Here is a 22,111-nt window from a genome sequence, read left to right on the forward strand (position 1 = left end):
GGCATTGGTGAAATAACTTATAATCATCTCTATTCCCCAGTCCCTAGTCCCCAGTCCCCAATCCCAACTATGGTTAAAATTGTTACTCGCAGGTACATTGGTACAGAAAATGTCTACGATATAGGCGTTGAGCGTGATCACAATTTTGTGATTAAAAATGGCTGCATAGCCTCTAATTGTTTCAATAAATCACACTCAACAGCCTATGGATATGTAACTTATCAAACTGCATATCTGAAAGCTAATTACCCACTGGAATATATGGCTGCACTACTGACAGCTAATAGTAGTGACACAGACAAGGTGCAGAAATATATTTCCACCTGTATGAGTATGAATATTCAAATAGAACCACCAGATATTAATCGTTCTGGGGTGGATTTTACGCCAGTGGGGGGAAAGATTTTATTTGGGTTTTCGGCGGTGCGAAATGTCGGGCAGAATGCGATCGCTGCTATTCTAGAAGCACGTAATGAAGGTAGTGTATTTAAATCCTTGGCTGATTTTTGCGATCGCGTTGATCTTCGCACTGTCAACCGTCGGACTTTAGAATCATTGATTTACTGTGGAGCTTTTGACAAAATTGAATCAAATCGTCAGCAATTAATTCAAGATTTAGAATTAGTCTACGAATGGGCGCAATCCCGTGCTAGAGATAGAGCATCAGGTCAAGGAAATCTATTTGATTTATTAGGTGGATTTTCTGCAACCAATGAGCAAAAAACTAATAATGCCTTTGAAACTGCCCCTAAAGCTAAACCTGTAAATGACTATCCACCCCAAGAAAAACTGCGGATGGAAAAAGAATTATTGGGTTTTTACGTTTCTGATCATCCTTTGAAATCCTTAAGACAAGTTGCACCACTTTTAACTCCTATTAACCTTTCCCAACTTGGTGAACAAAGAGAAGACACAAAACTCTGTGTAGTGATTATGCTCAATGGAGTCAAAAAAGTGATGACCAAAAAAGGTGATCCAATGGCTATTTTACAAATAGAAGATTTAACATCCCAAACTGAAGCTGTGGTGTTTCCCAAAACCTATGAACGCATTAGTTTCCTCTTACAAGTTGATGCCAGATTAATCATTTGGGGAAAACTTGACCGTCGAGATGAACAAGTGCAATTAATAGTTGAAGATGCAGAACCCGTAGAGACAGTACAAATGGTCATGGTGGAATTAAATCCCCAACAAGTCAGCAATATTGAAGAATTACACAGGTTGAAAACAATTTTACAGGAACAGTCAGGCGATAAAGAGAAATCAAAAATGCCAGTGATAGGAATTATACAAACTGAAAACTCTCGTAAATTAGTCCGTTTAGGATGGCAATTTTGTGTACAAGATGCCCGAATTACCGTTCAAGCACTACAAAATGCCAGATTTCCCGCACATCTAAGACCCCTAACTGGTAGTTGAACAAGACAACTAGAACCAGGTAGATTTACTTTCTGATAGCTACTCCTCAGTCCTCAGCCTTTGATGCCTAGTAAATTACCGTAGTATTCATTAAAATTAATACTTTTTTTTAGTCAGTTATGCGGATGATGATTTCCTCTGGCTAATGGTATTTTTTTATGCCATGACAACTTCGGCAAGAGGTAGGGGAAGGAGCTAAAACTTAATGATCGCTAATGATTTAAGTAAGTTTGTATGTTATTGCAAAAAAATTCAACCCCAAAAGCACGAAGACATTAAACAATTTTTTGAAGGGGTGATTGTATTTCCTTACGATAAAGAATTACTTTTGCAAGCTTATCTATTTTTAAATATTCGGACTTTGTTTCCAGCTTGTTATGAGTTATTGTTGTTTGAAAAGTCTCCAATCGCAGACTATACAGACTTAGGTAAATGTGATTTTGTCTATTTAACATTTCATGGCAGTTTGTTTTTAATTGAGACAAAATTTATTGATACAGAAGCGACAGGCGCAACTGAGAGAAAACGCAGAAACAAGCATAGAAACAAAGTTTTTGAACAAGTAATTACTTTAAAAAGCCGATTTAGTCAATATTGGGATATTCATCCTGAACATTTGGAATGTGGCGTTTTTACTACAGATTCTGAGATTGATTGGCGAGGTGATTCTGTAAATGTCGTCACTCAGTCGATATCGATAGATAATCTGGAAAAATGGCGGAGAAGTTATAAGAAAAATAAATTTTAAGAATGCAGGTGATCAGGAAGTTTTCAAGTGTTGACTATCGACTTAGCCGATCGCAACACTGCATCTAGTAAACCAGGAAACAGCACTTCTAAATCTTCTCTTCGCAATCTGTTAATGTGTTGTGTTCCTTCCTTACGACTCAGTACAACCCCTGACTCCCGCAAAATCTTAAAATGATTGGACATGGTAGACTTAGCGATCGCAAAATCAAAGTCTCCACAACATTGCTCACCTTCGCTGGCTAGCAAGCGCACGACCTCTAACCGGACAGGATCTCCCAAGGCGTACAACACTCCGGCTAAAGTAATATCTTTTCGGTCTGGATGATATAAAAATTTCATAACTTGCATTATCTCTTAAATTGGCATATATTTTGTTTATTCGATAATATCGAATAATAGAATTAAATAAAGAAACTATGTCATCCGTCATCAATGTTACAGAAGCCACCTTTAAACAAGAGGTGCTGGACAGTGAAATTCCAGTCTTAGTGGATTTTTGGGCCCCTTGGTGTGGCCCTTGTCGGATGGTAGCCCCAGTGGTTGATGAAATTGCTAGTGAATACGTAGAACAGGTAAAAGTGGTAAAGTTGAACACAGATCAAAATCCCACAGTTGCCAGTCATTACGGAATCCGTAGCATTCCTACTCTGATGGTATTTAAGGGAGGGCGACAAGTTGATATAGTCGTCGGGGCTGTGGCTAAAACTAGTTTAATTAAGACCTTAACCCAGCACATTCAACAAGAGTAATAGGTAATAGGTAATAGGTGACAGGTGACATCAAAAGTCAACAGTCACCACTCTTTCAGAGCGTAATCCTAATTAAATCAAATCCGAGGAGAATCTCATGAGTACAATTGCCCAAATTCAACCTCTAGATGTACCCAAGGCTATTATTCAGAGACGTTCCATTAAGACTTTTAAAACAGACCCCATAGCACCAGAATTACTAAAACAACTAGTAGAGTTGACTGTAGCTGCACCTAGTAGCTTTAACATGCAAGACTGGCGGATTATCTTAGTTCAAGACGAAGCGCAAAAAGCCGCCCTATCAGCTGCATCTTGGAATCAAAAGCAAGTCATTCAAGCACCAGTTACCTTTGTATTTGCTGCCGATCCCAAGGCTGGAGAAGGTGATTTGACACCAATATATGAAAAAGCTTTGCAAACTGGCGCATGGAATGAAGGCACAGTCCAATACTTTAAAAATTCTATTCCTCAATTCCAAGCAGGTTTGGGAGATAAACGCCGGGAATATGCGATTAAAGACGCGATGATTGCTGCTACTCATTTAGTGTTAGCCGCAGAGAGTTTGGGATTATCAACTTGCTTTTTGAATGGTTGGGTAGAAGAGCAAGTTAAAGAAGTAATTGGTGCAGCCAATAAGCCTGATTTAGCGATCGCAGTTTTAGTTCCTGTAGGTTATGCCGCCGAACCCCGCTTAGATCCTGGTCGCTTGCCATTAAACCACAACGTCTTTGTAGATAAAATTAATCACCCCTATCAAGGATAATTTGTCTTAAGTCCCCATTCCCTAATAATGAATATTGATTTTGGTTTAACTGCTGGCGATTACGCAAAACACCGAGCTGGTTTTCCTAGTTGTATTTTTGACAAACTTGCTGAATACAATATTGGTTTACCAGGACAAAATCTAGTTGACCTCGGTACAGGTACAGGAACATTAGCGCGGGGTTTTGCTGCTAGAGGTGCGAGCGTAATTGGCATTGACCCATCAGGCGCACTATTAGAACAAGCCAAGCAACTAGACCAAGCTGCTCAACTCAAGATAGATTATTACATTGGGACTGCGGAAAATACTGGTTTACCAGATGCCAGCATTGATGTAGTTACGGCTGGTCAGTGTTGGCATTGGTTTAACCGTCCTGTTGCGGTGCAAGAAATAGTTCGGATTCTCAAAGCTGAGGGGCAAATTGCGATCGCTCATTTTGATTGGATACCCATCAAAGGCAATGTAGCCGAAGCCACCGAGAAATTAATCCAAACGCATAATCCAACTTGGAAAATGGGTGGTGGTAGTGGTTTGTATCCCCAATGGTTGCGAGATATTGCCGAAGGCGGATTTCATGATCTTCAGACATTTTCTTATGATATTTTTGTCCCTTATACCCACGCAGATTGGCGCGGACGCATCCGTGCTAGCGCAGGTGTTGGCGCAAGTCTCACACCAGAAAAAGTAAAAGTTTTTGACCAAGAACTAGCAACATTATTGCAAGCACAATTCCCGACAACAATTTTGCAAGTTCACCACAGAGTTTGGGCAGTAGTCGGCAAATTAAAAAACAACAGGTAAGTACTTAAGTCCCTCATCAACCAGGAAACATCACCATGATTGACCTATATTATTGGACAACTCCCAACGGTCATAAAATCACCGTTTTTTTAGAAGAAGTTGGCTTACCTTATAAAATTATTCCTGTGAATATTGCTGCTGGCGACCAATTTAAGCCAGAATTTCTCAAAATTTCCCCTAATAATCGCATCCCAGCAATTGTTGACCATGAACCACAAGGAGGCGGTGAACCGATTTCTGTGTTTGAATCTGGTGCTATTTTGTTATACTTAGCAGAAAAAATTCAGAAATTAATACCGTCTGATATCAAAGACCGTGTAGAAGTTTTACAATGGCTATTCTGGCAAGTCGGAGGATTAGGGCCAATGGCTGGGCAAAATCACCACTTTAGCCTGTATGCACCTGAAAAAATTGAGTATGCTATTAACCGCTACGTTAATGAAACAGCACGTTTATATGGAGTGCTAGATAAACGATTAGCATATAGAGAATTTCTTGCTGGTGACTATTCTATTGCAGATATTGCCACCTATCCCTGGATAGTACCCCATCAACGTCAAAGCCAAAACTTAGATAATTTCCCTAACCTAAAACGTTGGTTTGAAGCCATTCAAATCCGTCCAGCAGTCATCCGCGCCTACCAGAAGGCAGAAACTTTCAAATAATTCGTAATTCGTAGTTGAATTAATTTACGCTTGATGACTTCTCACCAACCCCTGTCGGTATCCGAGAGGGGTTTCAATATCTTCAATTTGTCAAACTCACTGCAATTTACTGCTGAATTTGCTTGTATTATTCTACTTTTTGATTACTACACTTATATCTCTAGTATGGTTCAAAACCTGATGAATGATTGTTAAGGTTGCTAATGAAATTCATGACAAACACAATCATTATGACTTATACACAAACCAGCGATCCAACTATTCGCCAATATGTCCAAGCATGGCAAAAATTGGATACAGACGAACAGCTTGCTTTGTTTTGGTTTGTCTACACAGAAATGGGAGATGCAATTACACCAGCAGCCCCTAATGCCAGCACTGTTTCCCCAGAAATTGCCGAGGGTTTATTTAATCAAGTCAAAGGTTTAAACCATCAACAACAGTTACAGTTGCAACGGGACTTGATTAACCGTGTGGATAATCAAATTAGTCGTCAATATGGCTCATTAAGTGATACCACAAAATTACTATTTTGGTATCGTTTAGCCCAAGGAATGGAAAGTAGCACTATTGTGCCTATGCCATCTGAATACCAACTTGGTTCTGAGGCAAAAAATTTATTGGCTAAAATCAAAACATTGTCATTTCAACAGCAAATTACTGTCTTCCGTGATTATGTTTCCCCAATGGGTGCTGAGGCAAAATCCGGTGCTGAAATTTAAAGCAATTTAAAAAGGCGTAAAATCAACTTTATTTGAGATTACGCTATATTTGTGTAGGAGTGATTTATCAATTTCACCCCTACATAATTGCAAAAATGTCAATAATTAAATGACTTAAGTAGTAGCGTGGCAAGGCTAAAGTAGTTCATTAGATGTAGGTTGGTTTGAATGCAGTGAAACCCAACACCAATATCTATGTTGGGTTTCCTTACGTCAACCCAACCTTGTATATTGAGGGAAGTAGTCCAGTAGGGTGTATTAGGCGTAAGCCGTAACGCACCACAGGAATTGGTGCTAGGTGTTGTACTCTCGCTGCTAACACAACGGCAATATTGCAAAAGGAAAATCCACACTGCAATTTGCCTTCTCTACGTATCTGTTCAAAAATCAAATATGAGTACTATAGACTGAGTAAATATTTTTAATTGGGCAAACTAGTAAACCTCAAAAATAAATAAACACAGAGTAATAGTCAGAAGTTTTCCTCTGTGTTTACTAAGTTGCTCTTTGGGTCAGATGCACCCAAAACTCGTAACGCCCTTTGCTTCTTATCCCGATAGTTTAAATGAATTAATAAAATATTTCCTCTGTCTTGCGGATGGTTTAATTTTATTGATTATTCTCATAACGTCTATCTTTTTATAGTGTTTTATAATTGGCTATTTTTTTAACTTAAACGAAAGTATAGTTAATGGCTATGCGATTAATAAGAGAGTAGATTTAATTACCTGATAAAAAACAATTCTTCTTGAAAATACTGTAAAAAAAATACATTCATCTTCGCAAATAAATAACAATTATCAAGGAGGTTTTTATGACTTCTACAAATGTAAATCCTGTAGAGCAAGCCATATCAGATTTTAAGCAATTAGATATAGACGATCGCCTGGTAATATTTGGCTCATTATTTAGCAAAGTTTCTGATACAATCTCCACCAGCGATATAGATAAATTACCAACCCAAAAAGCTGCGGAATTAGTAGCACAAATTCAGCAAGTTTCCCCAGAAGAACAACTTTATGCCTTGCGTGATTTACTACCAGCTTCCAGAAATGATCAAAATGAAACCATGCTAGATCCCCATCCTAGTAAGGCAATGGTTGAACTAGCTCAAGGTGGCACAAAAATTCCCACTGGAGAGTATGGCGCACTTAATGCTGAGGGTAAATTAGCTTTTTGGTATTTTTTAGGACAAAGACTAGGCACTACCATTATTGACATCCCCCGCGACTATACCCCCTCAGAGCAAGCTAGGACAGTTTTGAACAATTTGCAATCATTAAATACTAATGATTTAGTATCTTTCTTGAAACAAGTACTGCAAACTACAGTCAAAGCATAAAGAATTTCAGTGTTGCTGAAGATCGGGGAACGAGGTACTTTACCTTTGTTCCCCCTTTTTTATCAGTATGAGTAGAGTTGTACTCAAAAGTTGTAAGTCTTATACCAAATATTGAACTGACTTTTCACGGGATATGGAAAACCCCTCTCCATAGAGCAAAGCTCTTCTCGTAGAGTACCTCTCTCCTGCAACTGTAGAGACGTTGCATGCAACGTCTCTACTTTGATTCTTGCTCCCCTTCCCTGGTAGGGAAGGGCAGGGTGGTTTCATATTAACTTTTGCACATAGCGTGAAAAGTCAGAAATATTGAAAAGACACATTCAGTAATTACGAATTACGAATTACGAATTAGTATTACGGCTTCGTTATCATGTATCAAGAACCGAATTATAAAGACGCAACTGTGACTAATCAAAATCGTTCTCAATGGGACTTAGGCAGATTTATTCAGACCTTGAGCTATTTTGAGGTAATTCCTTTCCTCAACTGCATACAGCGATTAATTCAAGGTCGTCCCCAGCAAAATCAGTATGTAGCTAATGGAGAAAAAAGTGTGGGTGTAATACTAGTAGCAGGCGCAACCGGTGGAGTAGGTAAACGAGTAGTCAAGCGGTTGTTAGCACAAGGTTATCAAGTCCGTGCCTTAGTGCGAGATATTGATAAAGCTAGGACAATTCTGGGTGATGAAGTTGATTTAGTAGAGGCGGATATCACTAAACCAGAAACTTTAACTCCTATAGTTATGAGTAATATTCAAGCCGTAATTTCCTGTACAGCCGTGCGTGTACAGCCAGTAGAAGGAGACACAGCTAATAGAGCTAAATACTACCAAGGTGTCAAATTTTACCAGCCTGAAATTGTAGGCGATACTCCAGAAAATGTAGAATATCAAGGAGTAAAAAATTTAGTTGATGCAGCTAAAAAATATCTACCCTCAGCCGACGAAAAACTTATATTTGATTTTACAAATCCCTCTACACAATTAAAAAATATCTGGGGTGCGCTCGATGATGTTGTGATGGGTGGTGTAAGTGCTAGTAATATGCAGTTATTAGATAAAACAGCTGTGTTTACTGGTAATGTTTCCACAGCCAACTCTGGCGGCTTTGCATCTGTAAGGACGAAAAATTTTGAGCCACCTTTGAATTTATCTGGTTATACAGGTGTGGAGTTACGTGTTAAAGGTGATGGGCAGCGTTATAAACTCTTTCTACGGACTGATAGCAAATGGGATGGATTAGGTTATAGCTATTCATTTGATACTTTAGCTAACACTTGGATTAATATCCGCATTCCTTTTACTGATTTTGTGCCAGTATTTCGAGCTAAAATAGTTAAAGATGCGCCAACAATTTCTGCAAATAGCATTGCTTCTTTGCAATTGATGTTAAGTAAGTTTGAATATGATGGGGCGTTAAATCCTCGTTTTTCACCGGGTATCTTTGCTTTAGAGTTGGCATCAATTAAAGCTTATGGTGGCACAACTACACCCCAATTTGTACTTGTGAGTTCCGCAGGTGTCACCCGTCCAGGTAGACCAGGAATTAATTTAGATGAAGAACCCCCAGCCGTAAGGTTAAATGATCAGTTAGGTGGAATTTTGACTTGGAAATTAAAAGGCGAAGATAGTTTAAGAGGTAGTGGGATTCCCTACACAATTATTAGACCTTGTGCCTTAACAGAAGAAGCAGGAGGTAAAGAGTTAATTTTTGAGCAAGGTGATAATATAAGGGGCAAAGTCAGCCGTGAAGATATAGCTGAGTTATGTGTACAAGCTTTACAACAAAATCATGCGTCTAATTTAACATTTGAGGTCAAAGAGGGAACGAATACTGCTAAAAATGTAAACTGGCAAAATTTATTCTCTAACTTAAAACCTGATCAATAAAATTATATTCTGAGGTTGGTTGACCATTAAAAATCAACAGTCAACAATAAAATGTTTCGTAGATTGTTTCTTGCTATATTGTTAGTCATAATTATTTGGCTGGGATTGCTATCAAATCCTGCTGTATCACAGCAAGTTGAATCTCGGCTGAATAATTTGCAATTTGATTTAAATCGTATTGAATCGCGGTTAGATCAAATAGAATCCAGATTGAATCAAAATCGACAGTCTCCATCCCCAAGAACACCAATTACAGTCCCTCAAGGTTCTAGAAGAACTCTTTCACAAACACAACGAGATCAGATGTTTGATAAGCTAGCAACTTTAGTAATTGAATTAAAGCAACAAGTTAATAAATTAGAAGCGCGAGTTTCTCAATTAGAATCACGTTAATTAATACGCGATCGCGGTATTATCTGCTATATCAAGGTTTTCAGGAATTGGATCAGGATGAATTGCCGCGATCGCCTACAATAAAGCCAAGGTATCACCCCACCTTCGATTATGGATGGGGAATGGCTTCACAATCAATATATATACCCAAATTTTTGAAGAAGTCGGGTATCTTCACCACAGGCAATCGCAAAGTGTAAAATTAATTTTGTCACCACACAACTCAGTTTCGTCACGAACCTAATAAGCTGGTTCAAAAACAATATCTACTAACAATTCTCAAAGCGCATAGTCCTTCATTTAAAAAATAAAGAGACACCATTATCAGGTGCCTCTTTGATGTGTGTATGACTATTACAAACCGTCAACAATTAACCATCAACAGTCAACAATTGAATATTAGAGAAAACAAATTCTTGAACGGATGTTTTCCCGGCTACTTCTGTACGAATTTCACGACGATTGAGAATGAAATAAGCTCCCACCTTTTCGTACTCATCGACAAAATTATTGACTCCGCCTTTTTGTTCCCCAGTTTGAGGATCATGGTACACAGAATCATAGGTATGAGATAAATAACCTTCCCCAGTCTCATGAACACTGAAGGTATTAATAGTCACAACAACGCCGTGAATGTGACGATGAACCAGAGTGACTATATTATTGTGAAGTTTATAGCGATCGCCTTCCGCCTTGCCACCCATCAAAATTTCCACAGCCCCACTTTCGTCTGTCGCACCATAACGAAATGTATTTGCACCGTGGGTTTCTTCAAAGGTGCGGCGTACACGGTGAATAGCAATTTCCCATGCTTGTCCGTGAATCGCTTTCTTGACTGACTCATCATCAACACCCAAAACTTCCGCCTTGAGTTCAGCGTTGATGATCACTTTACCTGTAATTACCTGCCCATCATATTTATAGGTAATATCTGCTGTATAACCGGGGAAATTCTTGTCCCAAGTATAACGGTTGTCATAAGCAGCCCGGAAAAGTTCCTGAGCAGAGAGTTGTGTAACTGTCATGTGCTTCTCCTAGCGCAATAATTAGTTATAGTCGCTTTTTAGTTGTGCTGGTATTAGCATAGAAGTAATTGTTGAGTCTCGCATAGACCCCAACTGGGTACACTTATGCCTATTTCTCTCCATGATGTATTTGATGCGATCGCCAATATCCATAGTGAGCAAGAATTAAAACAAACACTCATGGATAAAATTGCCGCATACTTTCGTGTGCAAAGTTGGGGTATCCATCTCATAGATAGCCAGACAAACAAAGATACCGATACCCCAAGCATTCCAGCCGTCTGCTTAGAAAGTAATCCTATCGGGCAATATGTAGTAGAACGTCACGCACCCACCCATGAACAATTGCTATTAACCCCAGAAGACTGGAAAGATTTATGTCCGCGCCATGACCACGGCCACGTTATGACAGGGCCAATTGTTTGCGATGGTAAACTTATAGGCACACTTAACTTTGCTCGTGATCAAGACCATCCCCCCTTCAACGCCAATGATTTAGCTGATCTCAGCGCACTTTGTATTCATTTATCTGCTAAACTTGCCACCCTGCGAACCACCCCGAAAACCTTTGCTACTTCATCATCTAATCCCTTAACCCCACGAGAATTACAAATTGCTGAACTAGTAGCCCAAGGATTAACTAACGCCGAAATCGCTCAAAGACTCTGGATTACCCAAAACTCAGTTAAGCAAGCTTTAAAAAGAATGTTCCGCAAACTAGGAGTTTCCGCCCGTGCTGAGATGGTAGCCCGATTGCAAGACTTGCTGATTCACAAATAAATTGCCAAACCCCAGATATTTTTTAGAGGCTGAAACGCCTTCTATGCAAGGAATTGGCGAGTTAAAACAGAAAATGCGATCGGAAATTTCAAAAAAAACTTCATTTGCCCCTTGACGAACCTAAAAATACTCGCTAATCTAGATAAGTGTCGAGGCGAGAGAGCTAAGACAACCGAACCGAGAAAAAAGAATACTTTGAAAGCGAAGAAGTAACCAATCCTCGTCAAAAAAATTGGATTTGGGACTTCCCAAAGACTTTTACAAAATTATAGCAAGGAATCTGAAAGACAAGCTTTCAGATAACAAACTCCGAAATTAACAAAACGGAGAGTTTGATCCTGGCTCAGGATGAACGCTGGCGGTATGCTTAACACATGCAAGTCGAACGGAATCTTAGGATTTAGTGGCGGACGGGTGAGTAACGCGTGAGAATCTAGCTTTAGGTCGGGGACAACCACTGGAAACGGTGGCTAATACCGGATGTGCCGGAAGGTGAAAGGCTTGCTGCCTAGAGATGAGCTCGCGTCTGATTAGCTAGTTGGTGTGGTAAGAGCGCACCAAGGCGACGATCAGTAGCTGGTCTGAGAGGATGATCAGCCACACTGGGACTGAGACACGGCCCAGACTCCTACGGGAGGCAGCAGTGGGGAATTTTCCGCAATGGGCGAAAGCCTGACGGAGCAATACCGCGTGAGGGAGGAAGGCTCTTGGGTTGTAAACCTCTTTTCTCAAGGAATAAGTTCTGAAGGTACTTGAGGAATAAGCATCGGCTAACTCCGTGCCAGCAGCCGCGGTAATACGGAGGATGCAAGCGTTATCCGGAATGATTGGGCGTAAAGGGTCCGCAGGTGGCACTGAAAGTCTGCTGTTAAAGAGTGAGGCTCAACCTCATAAGAGCAGTGGAAACTACAGAGCTAGAGTGCGTTCGGGGTAGCAGGAATTCCTGGTGTAGCGGTGAAATGCGTAGAGATCAGGAAGAACACCGGTGGCGAAAGCGTGCTACTAGGCCGTAACTGACACTGAGGGACGAAAGCTAGGGGAGCGAATGGGATTAGATACCCCAGTAGTCCTAGCCGTAAACGATGGATACTAGGCGTGGCTTGTATCGACCCGAGCCGTGCCGGAGCTAACGCGTTAAGTATCCCGCCTGGGGAGTACGCACGCAAGTGTGAAACTCAAAGGAATTGACGGGGGCCCGCACAAGCGGTGGAGTATGTGGTTTAATTCGATGCAACGCGAAGAACCTTACCAAGACTTGACATGTTGCGAATTTCCCTGAAAGGGGAAAGTGCCTTAGGGAGCGCAAACACAGGTGGTGCATGGCTGTCGTCAGCTCGTGTCGTGAGATGTTGGGTTAAGTCCCGCAACGAGCGCAACCCTCGTTTTTAGTTGCCAGCATTAAGTTGGGCACTCTAGAGAGACTGCCGGTGACAAACCGGAGGAAGGTGGGGATGACGTCAAGTCAGCATGCCCCTTACGTCTTGGGCTACACACGTACTACAATGCTACGAACAAAGGGCAGCGACACAGCGATGTGAAGCAAATCCATGAAATCGTAGCTCAGTTCAGATCGAAGGCTGCAACTCGCCTTCGTGAAGGAGGAATCGCTAGTAATTGCAGGTCAGCATACTGCAGTGAATTCGTTCCCGGGCCTTGTACACACCGCCCGTCACACCATGGAAGCTGGTCACGCCCGAAGTCATTACCTCAACTCTTCGGAGAGGGGGATGCCTAAGGTAGGACTGGTGACTGGGGTGAAGTCGTAACAAGGTAGCCGTACCGGAAGGTGTGGCTGGATCACCTCCTTTTTAGGGAGACCTAACCCATTACAGACTGAATGCAAGTATAGAAGTCGTAATGAGGTCATCCTAGGTCGTTCGAGATTGGTGAAAGCTTTCAAAGTATTACTATTCCGGTTTTAAGAAAGGAAAAGTCAGCAACTAACGGAAGTTAGACTGCTGGGTAAATCCAGCCAGAACCTTGAAAACTGCATAGAAACGCGATTATAGCAGGCAGACACAGACAAAACAATTCAAAATTAAAAATTCACTCATTCAAAATGAAGAAAAAGTTTTGGATAGAGGAATTGTTAGTGGACAGTTGGAAAGTGTTTGCAGGATAGAAACCAATGTAAAGTGGTCAAGCTAATAAGAGCGAACGGTGGATACCTAGGCACACAGAGGCGAAGAAGGACGTGGTTACCGACGAAAAGCTCCGGGGAGTTGGAAGCAAACATAGAGCCGGAGATATCCGAATGGGGAAACCCTAAATACTACCTGTTGAATATATAGACAGGAAAGAGCCAACCCAGCGAACTGAAACATCTTAGTAGCTGGAGGAAAAGAAATCAAAAGAGATTCCCTAAGTAGTGGTGAGCGAAAGGGGAAGAGCCTAAACCAAAGGATATATCTTTTGGGGTAGAGGGACAACGATATCGAATCTAGAGGTTAGACGAAGCAGCTAAATACTGCACCAGAGGAGGTGAAAGTCCTGTAGTCGAAAACTTAAGGATAGTAGTTGAATCCCGAGTAGCATGGGGCACGAGGAATCCCATGTGAATCAGCGAGGACCATCTCGTAAGGCTAAATACTACTGTGTGACCGATAGAGAACAAGTACCGCGAGGGAAAGGTGAAAAGAACCCCGGAAGGGGAGTGAAATAGAACATGAAACCGTGAGCTTACAAGCAGTGGGAGTCCGATTAAACGGATGACCGCGTGCCTGTTGAAGAATGAGCCGGCGAGTTATAGGTACTGGTAGGTTAAAGCGGTGTAGCTGGAGCCAAAGGGAAACCGAGTCTGAAGAGGGCGATAATCAGTATTTATAGACCCGAACCCTGGTGATCTAACCATGTCCAGGATGAAGCTTGGGTAAAACCAAGTGGAGGTCCGAACCGACCGATGTTGAAAAATCGGCGGATGAGGTGTGGTTAGGGGTGAAATGCCAATCGAACCAGGAGCTAGCTGGTTCTCCCCGAAATGTGTTGAGGCGCAGCGGTAATGAATATATCTAGGGGGTAAAGCACTGTTTCGGTGCGGGCTGGGAGACCGGTACCAAATCGAGACAAACTCAGAATACCTAGAGAACACATTGCCAGTGAGACAGTGGGGGATAAGCTTCATTGTCAAGAGGGAAACAGCCCAGACCACCAGCTAAGGTCCCCAAATCATCACTAAGTGAGAAAGGAGGTGAGACTGCAAAGACAACTAGGAGGTTTGCCTAGAAGCAGCCACCCTTGAAAGAGTGCGTAATAGCTCACTAGTCAAGCGGTCTTGCGCCGAAAATGAACGGGGCTAAGTGATGTACCGAAGCTGTGGGATTAACTAAACATTAATCGGTAGGGGAGCGTTCCGTGGTAGGAAGAAGCAGTAGCGGCGAGCAGCTGTGGACGAAACGGAAGTGAGAATGTCGGCTTGAGTAGCGCAAACATTGGTGAGAATCCAATGCCCCGAAACCCTAAGGGTTCCAGAGCCAGGTTCGTCCACTCTGGGTTAGTCGGGACCTAAGGCGAGGTCGAAAGGCGTAGTCGATGGACACAGGGTCAACAATCCCTGACTAATGTACTGGAGCATTGCTAGGGACGCATGAAAGATAGCCACACCCTGATTGGTTTGGGAGGAGTTTACGAACTCCGAGTGGGGAAGGATAGTGCCAAGAAAAGCTAGGAATGTGATGAAAGTAGATTACCCGTACCCGAAACCGACACAGGTAGGGAGGTTGAGAATACCAAGGGGCGCGAGATAACTCTCTCTAAGGAACTCGGCAAAATGGCCCCGTAACTTCGGAAGAAGGGGTGCCAGCGAGAGCTGGTCGCAGTGAAGAGATCCAGGCGACTGTTTACCAAAAACACAGGTCTCCGCGAACTCGAAAGAGGAAGTATGGGGGCTGACGCCTGCCCAGTGCCGGAAGGTTAAGGAAGTTGGTCAGTGGTAACATGAAGCTGACGACCGAAGCCCCGGTGAACGGCGGCCGTAACTATAACGGTCCTAAGGTAGCGAAATTCCTTGTCGGGTAAGTTCCGACCCGCACGAAAGGCGTAACGATCTGGATGGTGTCTCAGAGAGAGACTCGGCGAAATAGGAATGTCTGTGAAGATACGGACTGCCTGCACCTGGACAGAAAGACCCTATGAAGCTTTACTGTAGCCTGGAATTGTGTCCGGGCTTCGCTTGCGCAGGATAGGTGGGAGACGAAGAGATATTCCTTGTGGGGGATATGGAGTCAACGGTGAGATACCACTCTGGCGAAGCTAGGATTCTAACTTGCTACCGTTATCCGGTAGAAGGACAGTTTCAGGTGGGCAGTTTGACTGGGGCGGTCGCCTCCTAAAAGGTAACGGAGGCGCGCAAAGGTTCTCTCAGCACGCTTGGAAACCGTGCGGCGAGTGTAAAGGCATAAAGAGAGCTTGACTGCAAGACCGACAAGTCGAGCAGGTACGAAAGTAGGCCTTAGTGATCCGACGGCGCAGAATGGAATGGCCGTCGCTCAACGGATAAAAGTTACTCTAGGGATAACAGGCTGATCTCCCCCAAGAGTCCACATCGACGGGGAGGTTTGGCACCTCGATGTCGGCTCATCGCAACCTGGGGCGGAAGTACGTCCCAAGGGTTGGGCTGTTCGCCCATTAAAGCGGTACGTGAGCTGGGTTCAGAACGTCGTGAGACAGTTCGGTCCATATCCGGTGCAGGCGTAAGAACATTGAGAGGATTCCTCCTTAGTACGAGAGGACCGGGAGGAACGAACCGCTGGTGTACCAGTTATTGTACCAACAGTAGACGCTGGGTAGCCAAGTTCGGAGCGGATAACCGCTGAAAGCATCTAAGTGGGAAGCCCACCTCAAGATGAGTGTTCTCACTACGCAAAGTAGGTAAGGTCACGGGCAGAACACCCGTTCATAGGCTCTAAGTGGAAGTGCAGTAATGTATGTAGCTGAGGAGTCCTAACAGACCGAGGGCTTGACCTCATTATTCATTGGCAATTCGCGTTTCTTGCAGTCTTCAGGGTTTCTGAATGGGTGACAGTTGTTTGATAACTGATAACTGATAACTGCTCACTGTTCACTGTCTTTCCTGGTGCTTATGGCGCGGTGGAACCACACTGATCCCTTCCCGAACTCAGAGGTGAAACGCTGCTGCGGCTACGATAGTTGGAGGGTTGCCTCCTGCCACAATCGCTCAGTGCCAGGTTTTTATTGAAAATAAAACCTCCTAACTCACATCATTGTTAGGAGGTTTTATTTTATTTTGAATTGGGAAGAATCATCATATTTGCAATAATCCTTCTGGATTTACAGAGAGAAGCGATCGCCTTTGCAAACCTTCACGGTGTAAAATCTCGTTGGCTGCTAATAAGCCACTACTAACGGCGCGTTCCATTAAACCACAAGGAAAGGGCATTTTCACCCAGTCACCAGCAAATATTAAATTAGGGATATCTGTGCTAGTTTCTGGTCTGTTGGTATAACTATTGGGTGGATAACCAGAAAAGTTATGTTGATTTACCAATTCTCGATGTAATACCTGAGCTTGTTTTAACTCAGGAACTATTTCATAGAGTTCTTGTTCAAATGTGCTTAATAAAGCTTCTTGGGTGGGGAATTGTTTTTCCTTATAGCAGTAAGCGTGTAACTCAACTACACTACCACCTGTGCGTTGCGCCCAATCAATGAATTGTTGTTGAATGCGATGATACAGAGTGATGCTATCGGTTAATTGATAACCAGAGAGAGATGTAAAATTACTCTGTTGCCACTCAAAATCGCGGTCAAACCAAAAACGACACACTGCAAAAGGATCAGCAATACTGAGTTTTTCTACTTGCGATCGCGCATTTTCATCAACATTACCACTAATCTGCTTAAATAATTGTTGTACTCCCGGTACATCAGTAGCAAACACATAATAATCTGCGGTGATTGTTTGTGGTTGTGATGATTGAGAATTGGCTGCTACTAATTGCAATTCATGATCTTTTGTGTCTACAACTCGCAACTTTTGTAAATTCCGTTGAGCAGGCCCCTTTAAAAGTTTACCATCGGCTGCAAAGACTGCCCCATGACAAGGACAATGAAAATTACCATCGGCGGCTTTTTTGACAGTACAACCTTGGTGGGTACAAGTTAAAGAAATTGCTTCTTTACTTCCTGGTGTTAAAGCAAAAACTTCATCGGCTGCACCAAAATATTCTGTTTGTTGATCACTTGTAGCTGAATTACGTTGCACCCAAAAAGGTACAGCACTATGATTGCTACCTAAATAATATTTGATGCTATGAATCTTACCATTTTCAGTGACAATTTCGCTGACTGTTGCATCAGTAAAAATTGTACCTTGATGTTTTTGAATTGACTTAGCAATCGGTTGGACTAAACTTGTTCCCATATCATCTTTAGTACCATTAAAAGCCAAGCCTTCGGGGTTGCCAAAAAAATAGAAATGGAAGAACTGCATTAACTCTCCCACACTCATCACATCGGGGGCATTTAAACTCGATTTAGCAAAGGGGAGAAAATATAAATCATATAAACCTTGAGGAAATTCTGTAGCTACCCAATCAGCCACCGAGATATGATCAAAACGTTGATAGTTTTTCTCACGCTGAAATCCTGTGATAGCTTGGAATACTTGTAAATGCTTGATTTTAGTTAAATTAATTCCCCATTGAAACCGATTTGGAGAAGCGATCGCTAAGTCGATAATATTCCAAGGAAAGGCTGAACTACTAGGGCGAAATACTTCCGGTTGGTATTGATCACCACGATAAACAACGGCATAAAAATTTAAAGATTGAAAATTATCTTTGATGCCTAATTCTGTAACTATGCTGTTTAAATTATAATACTGGGGAAAAAATCCATGAAAGCCATGTTCCATCATAAAGGTTTCGCCAGCCGCTTCTATTTGCCAGCTAGCAATTTTTCCTCCCAATTGGGGAGATTTTTCTAATAGGGTGACAGTAAATCCCCTCTGGCTTAATTCATATGCACAAGCTAAACCCGCCAAACCCCCACCAATCACGACTACAGTTTTTGATTGGTTTAATGTCCTTGGTAAATTGATAGTATCCTGTTGAAATACTGCTGGTTTTGGCTTAGTAAACCGGGAGTAACCTGTGATTCCGGCAATTGTACCAAAACCAAACACCTTCAGTAAAGTGCGACGGGAGATAGTCAAAGATTCCAGCGAATTAAATGGTAGACTCATTGGTTCAAACATTAACTTTTGAGGGCGGAATTACTGGAAAGAAATGCTAACTGTAAATCAGTAGATTTCTAGAGGTTTCGTAAAATATACCCTGCGATCTCAAGCAGAATAGAGAACATTGTCAACCCCTGGTAGTAATTCAAAATACAAAAAATAAAATGCAAACTTTGGTATTCTAATGAATAAATTGAGTATCTGCAAACCTTGCTTTTTTGAATGAATTTTGCTGATTAGTAAATAATTGCCTAAAATTCTAGTAATTTGCTATTCGCTGTCTGATACCGAGTCAGTAATTGGCTACGTAATTGCTTATACTGAAGATTTGAGGGAAAATTAACTACAGTAACTTGTTGCTAATATGCGTGTTCCAATATTTGTAGTTTTGCTAGTAGGAATCTTGGTGAGGTGGGAACAGCTAGTGCTGGCGAACTCACCAAATGGGACTAATGCTGTAGAAATCAACGGGTACGCTAAATATGGAGGTTATGTAGAAGTACCAACAACCATTGAATTTTCCCAGAAAATTGTCCGAGATATTCAAATTCGATTTATTGATGAGCGGGGTAGGTTACTTGATGACCAAAGAAACCCAATTCGAGGACGTACACAAACAGATTTTCTTCTCGGTATTCTTCAACTCAAACCGGGAGCAGTATTTCAGGAAGAAGCACTAGCAACAGACTTGGAAAGATTGCGGACATTAGAATCTGTAGAGTTCGTTAGAGCCTTCCCCCAAGAAAACAACCTGGGCGTAACCATTGTTTATGATATTAAAGAAAGAAATTTCCCGACTTGGAATTTTGGTGCGGGGAGTAACAGCGATATTGGACTATACGGTCAAGTGCGTTATCGAGATGCCAATATTAGTGGTGTCAATGACCAATTAACTAGCACAGTTCAAGTTAGTGGTAAAGATGTGCAGTATTCTACTCAGTTTATCAGTCCCTATCGTACAACAGAACCAGACCGCTTTGGTTATAGTATCAAAATTTTCCGCGATCGCAAGTTATCCCCCGTGTTTGATGATGATATCAGACTAGCCAACGGCGACAGAACCAGGGAAGGTAGATTTGGCGGAAGTTTGAGTTTATTGCGCTCCTTTGATGAGTGGGATACGGCTTTAGGGCTGAACTACACGAGAATTAGCTTACGTAACCACAATTACGATGTCGTCTCAAAAGATGAATTAGGAAATTCCCTTTCTGTGAGTGGTACAGGCATTGATGACTTATTTACTGTATCTTTTAGTGTAAATCGAGATCGACGCGATCGCCCCAACAATCCCACAAAAGGTTCAATTCTCACCCTCAGCACCGCTCAAGCAATTCCTATAGGATTAGGCAAAATTTTCAGCAACCGACTACAGGGCAACTACGTCCAGTATTTACCAGTCAATTGGTTAGGCAATAATAAGTTTGCTGACACGCCTGAAATGGTAGCTGTCAACTTTCAACTGGGTACAATTCTGGGTGATTTCCCCCCTGCTGATGCTTTTAATTTAGGTGGCGCAAATTCTGTGCGTGGTTACGGTTACGGAGAACTTGCCAGTGGTCGCAGTTATGGTTTAGCGTCTGTAGAATATCGCTTTCCGATTATTGAGTCCATTGGCGGAGTTGTCTTTACAGACTTCGCCTCAGACTTTGGTTCTAGTAAAACCGTCATCGGAGAACCTGGAGTAGTCAGAGATAAACCCGGAAGCGGTTTTGGCTACGGTTTAGGCGTGCGCCTCAATTCTAACTTTGGCATATTACGCGGCGACTTAGGAGTTAGTGACCAAGGAGAAATAAGATTAGAATTTACCACCGGTCAAAAATTTTAGCCTGTTGAATTAATTACAAATTACGTAGCTTACTTCCGCGTAGCGGTATTACGAATTACGAATTACGAATTACGAATTAAAATGAAGTATTGGCGTGAAACTATAGCTGTAACTCGACGCATTTTAACTGAACTACTACGTCGCCGACGCAGTTTAATTTTTTGGAGTATCTTTCCTATTTCCGTCTTAATTCTCAGTGGATTCATTTTAGCAGAAAGAGCAGAATTACCCTTAGCCGATGCTTTTGCTTATGCTGCACCCTCAACCTTAGTAGGTGCGGCGTTATTTTTCAGTTGTTTAGGTGGAACTGTGTCTACTATAGTTGCAGAAAGAGAACAGCAAACTATTAAACGTTTGTTTCTTTCTCCCTTGAGTGGTACATCATATTTTTTAGGAATTTTTTTGGCTCATAGTTGCATTGGTATGGGACAAACTATTTTAATTTATACAATTGCGGCTTTTTGGGGTGCAACCTTCAGGGGAGCTATTTTATTAGGGCTAACAATAATTTTGATGAGTATTGCGGCTTACGTTGGTTTAGGATTTATTTTAGGCACACAATTAGCACGACGCATTGAAGATGTAAATGCTTTAGTTGCTGCTTTTGGTGTGCCTTTATTAATTTTAGGTGGGGCATTTTTACCTGCTAGTCTCTTCCCTAAAACTTTGGTAAATATTGCTAAATTTAACCCAATTTATCATATGAATGAGGCTCTTGTAGCTGTTTCATCCCAGGGTAAATTTATGAATGAAATCACATTGCATTTAGGATTTTTATTCATTTTCACTGTGGTGATGGTTTTAGGGGGCTGGTTATGTTACAGACGGATGTTAATTTTAGAAAGAAATTTATAAATATGCTCAAAATTTCTAATTTAAATAAGAGTTATAAAAATCGTCAAGTGCTGCATGATTTAAGTTTAGAAATTAATCAGGGAGAAGTTTACGGATTATTGGGTGCTAATGGTGCAGGAAAAACGACAATCATTAATATTATTTGTAATTTACTCAAAGCTGATAGTGGGGAAATTAAAATTAATCATCAACACATTTCGGACGATACTAAAAAGATAATTGGTATTGCACCCCAAGAGAATTTATTATATAAAAGTTTATCTTGTGAGGAAAACTTAAATTTTTTTGCAGATATTTATGGTTTAAACAAAGCAACACGCCAAAACCAGGTAAAAGCAGCACTGGCATCTGTAAATTTATTAGAAAGAGCCAAAAGTACTGTAGAAACATTAAGCGGAGGGATGCAACGGCGTTTAAATATTGCCTTGGCTTTAGTACATCAACCAAAGTTAGTAATTTTAGATGAGCCAACAACAGGATTAGATATTGCAGCTAGGTATGAAATTTGGGAGTTAATTAAAAATCTCAAAAATCAGAATATCACAGTTTTAATGACTACTCATTTATTAGATGAAGCTGAAAAGTTATGTGATAGAATAGGCATTCTTAAACAGGGTAAAATTATAGTTGAAGGTAGTTTAGGAGAGTTACGTAATTTAATTCCAGCCCAAGCAATTGTTGTCATCCAAACCCCAGAAGAACAAACTGCGATCGCACGCGCTCAAGAATATGGTTTTACTTATAGATATTATGGTAGTGAGTTAGCTTTTTGGCTACCAGAAACACTAGAATTAGCCGAAATTATTCATAAATTCTCTGGCATAGAGATAGAGTCAATTTCTCGCCGAAATGTAGGTTTAGAGCATATTTATCTAGAAATTAGTCAGGGGAATGCAGGAGTGTAATACCAATTCTCCAAAATAAACCTACACATAGACG

Annotated in this window: 17 protein-coding genes and 3 rRNA genes; 17 read left to right on the forward strand and 3 right to left on the reverse strand. The window is 41.5% G+C overall.

What is annotated here, in order from left to right; translation table 11 throughout:
- Positions 1–69 precede the first annotated feature (69 nt).
- Positions 70–1,419 carry a helix-hairpin-helix domain-containing protein gene (locus tag ACPZ3T_RS18710; RefSeq protein ID WP_490270972.1) on the forward strand — a complete coding sequence of 450 codons (1,350 nt, stop codon included), beginning with the start codon at positions 70–72 and terminating at the stop codon, positions 1,417–1,419.
- A gap of 205 nt (positions 1,420–1,624) precedes the next feature.
- On the forward strand, positions 1,625–2,167 hold the full coding sequence (locus ACPZ3T_RS18715; RefSeq protein WP_490270973.1) for a hypothetical protein: 543 nt from the start codon (positions 1,625–1,627) through the stop codon (positions 2,165–2,167).
- A gap of 23 nt (positions 2,168–2,190) precedes the next feature.
- Here the strand turns inward: ACPZ3T_RS18715 and ACPZ3T_RS18720 are convergent, their stop codons facing one another.
- Complete coding sequence (locus ACPZ3T_RS18720; RefSeq protein WP_490270974.1) at positions 2,191–2,508, reverse strand: ArsR/SmtB family transcription factor; 318 nt, start codon at positions 2,506–2,508, stop codon at positions 2,191–2,193.
- A gap of 77 nt (positions 2,509–2,585) precedes the next feature.
- On the opposite strand from ACPZ3T_RS18720, the gene trxA reads away from it, so the two are divergent.
- The 8 genes from trxA to ACPZ3T_RS18760 all read left to right on the forward strand — a co-directional run bounded on the left by trxA (position 2,586) and on the right by ACPZ3T_RS18760 (position 9,492).
- A complete protein-coding gene (gene trxA / locus ACPZ3T_RS18725; RefSeq protein ID WP_490270975.1) occupies positions 2,586–2,918 on the forward strand; it encodes a thioredoxin in 333 nt (110 codons plus the stop codon).
- A 97-nt stretch (positions 2,919–3,015) separates the two neighbouring features.
- Positions 3,016–3,681, forward strand: a complete 666-nt coding sequence (locus tag ACPZ3T_RS18730; protein ID WP_490270976.1) for a nitroreductase family protein — start codon at positions 3,016–3,018, stop codon at positions 3,679–3,681.
- Between the two features lie 27 nt (positions 3,682–3,708).
- Entirely contained in the window at positions 3,709–4,482 is a 774-nt protein-coding gene (locus tag ACPZ3T_RS18735) for a class I SAM-dependent methyltransferase (RefSeq protein WP_490270977.1), read from the forward strand.
- Positions 4,483–4,517: 35 nt separating this feature from the next.
- On the forward strand, positions 4,518–5,147 hold the full coding sequence (locus ACPZ3T_RS18740) for a glutathione binding-like protein (protein ID WP_490270978.1): 630 nt from the start codon (positions 4,518–4,520) through the stop codon (positions 5,145–5,147).
- A gap of 230 nt (positions 5,148–5,377) precedes the next feature.
- Positions 5,378–5,869 carry an orange carotenoid protein N-terminal domain-containing protein gene (locus tag ACPZ3T_RS18745; protein WP_490277273.1) on the forward strand — a complete coding sequence of 164 codons (492 nt, stop codon included), beginning with the start codon at positions 5,378–5,380 and terminating at the stop codon, positions 5,867–5,869.
- 814 nt (positions 5,870–6,683) lie between these two features.
- Complete coding sequence (locus ACPZ3T_RS18750; protein ID WP_490270979.1) at positions 6,684–7,211, forward strand: orange carotenoid protein N-terminal domain-containing protein; 528 nt, start codon at positions 6,684–6,686, stop codon at positions 7,209–7,211.
- Positions 7,212–7,614: 403 nt separating this feature from the next.
- Entirely contained in the window at positions 7,615–9,099 is a 1,485-nt protein-coding gene (locus ACPZ3T_RS18755) for a CIA30 family protein (RefSeq protein WP_490270980.1), read from the forward strand.
- A gap of 51 nt (positions 9,100–9,150) precedes the next feature.
- Positions 9,151–9,492, forward strand: a complete 342-nt coding sequence (locus tag ACPZ3T_RS18760; RefSeq protein WP_490270981.1) for a hypothetical protein — start codon at positions 9,151–9,153, stop codon at positions 9,490–9,492.
- Between the two features lie 371 nt (positions 9,493–9,863).
- Here the strand turns inward: ACPZ3T_RS18760 and ACPZ3T_RS18765 are convergent, their stop codons facing one another.
- A complete protein-coding gene (locus ACPZ3T_RS18765; protein WP_490270982.1) occupies positions 9,864–10,517 on the reverse strand; it encodes a DUF3386 domain-containing protein in 654 nt (217 codons plus the stop codon).
- Between the two features lie 105 nt (positions 10,518–10,622).
- Between ACPZ3T_RS18765 and ACPZ3T_RS18770 the strand changes: the two genes are divergently transcribed.
- From ACPZ3T_RS18770 to rrf, 4 genes are all read left to right on the forward strand, one after another.
- Positions 10,623–11,297 carry a LuxR C-terminal-related transcriptional regulator gene (locus ACPZ3T_RS18770; RefSeq protein WP_490270983.1) on the forward strand — a complete coding sequence of 225 codons (675 nt, stop codon included), beginning with the start codon at positions 10,623–10,625 and terminating at the stop codon, positions 11,295–11,297.
- Between the two features lie 320 nt (positions 11,298–11,617).
- Positions 11,618–13,105: ribosomal RNA gene (locus ACPZ3T_RS18775) — 16S ribosomal RNA — on the forward strand.
- 329 nt (positions 13,106–13,434) lie between these two features.
- Positions 13,435–16,259: ribosomal RNA gene (locus ACPZ3T_RS18780) — 23S ribosomal RNA — on the forward strand.
- A gap of 105 nt (positions 16,260–16,364) precedes the next feature.
- Positions 16,365–16,482: ribosomal RNA gene (gene rrf / locus ACPZ3T_RS18785) — 5S ribosomal RNA — on the forward strand.
- Together the 16S, 23S and 5S rRNA genes form the textbook arrangement of a ribosomal RNA operon.
- Positions 16,483–16,557: 75 nt before the next feature.
- Here rrf and ACPZ3T_RS18790 read toward each other — a convergent pair.
- On the reverse strand, positions 16,558–18,498 hold the full coding sequence (locus tag ACPZ3T_RS18790) for an FAD-dependent oxidoreductase (protein WP_490277274.1): 1,941 nt from the start codon (positions 18,496–18,498) through the stop codon (positions 16,558–16,560).
- Between the two features lie 358 nt (positions 18,499–18,856).
- Between ACPZ3T_RS18790 and ACPZ3T_RS18795 the strand changes: the two genes are divergently transcribed.
- From ACPZ3T_RS18795 to ACPZ3T_RS18805, 3 genes are all read left to right on the forward strand, one after another.
- Complete coding sequence (locus ACPZ3T_RS18795; RefSeq protein ID WP_490270984.1) at positions 18,857–20,317, forward strand: BamA/TamA family outer membrane protein; 1,461 nt, start codon at positions 18,857–18,859, stop codon at positions 20,315–20,317.
- Positions 20,318–20,398: 81 nt separating this feature from the next.
- Complete coding sequence (locus ACPZ3T_RS18800; protein ID WP_490270985.1) at positions 20,399–21,172, forward strand: ABC transporter permease; 774 nt, start codon at positions 20,399–20,401, stop codon at positions 21,170–21,172.
- A 2-nt stretch (positions 21,173–21,174) separates the two neighbouring features.
- Positions 21,175–22,077: an ABC transporter ATP-binding protein gene (locus ACPZ3T_RS18805; RefSeq protein WP_490270986.1), complete on the forward strand. Its 903-nt coding sequence runs from the start codon at positions 21,175–21,177 to the stop codon at positions 22,075–22,077.
- Positions 22,078–22,111: the final 34 nt, after the last annotated feature.

The organism is Aliinostoc maniaoense (assembly GCF_058172895.1).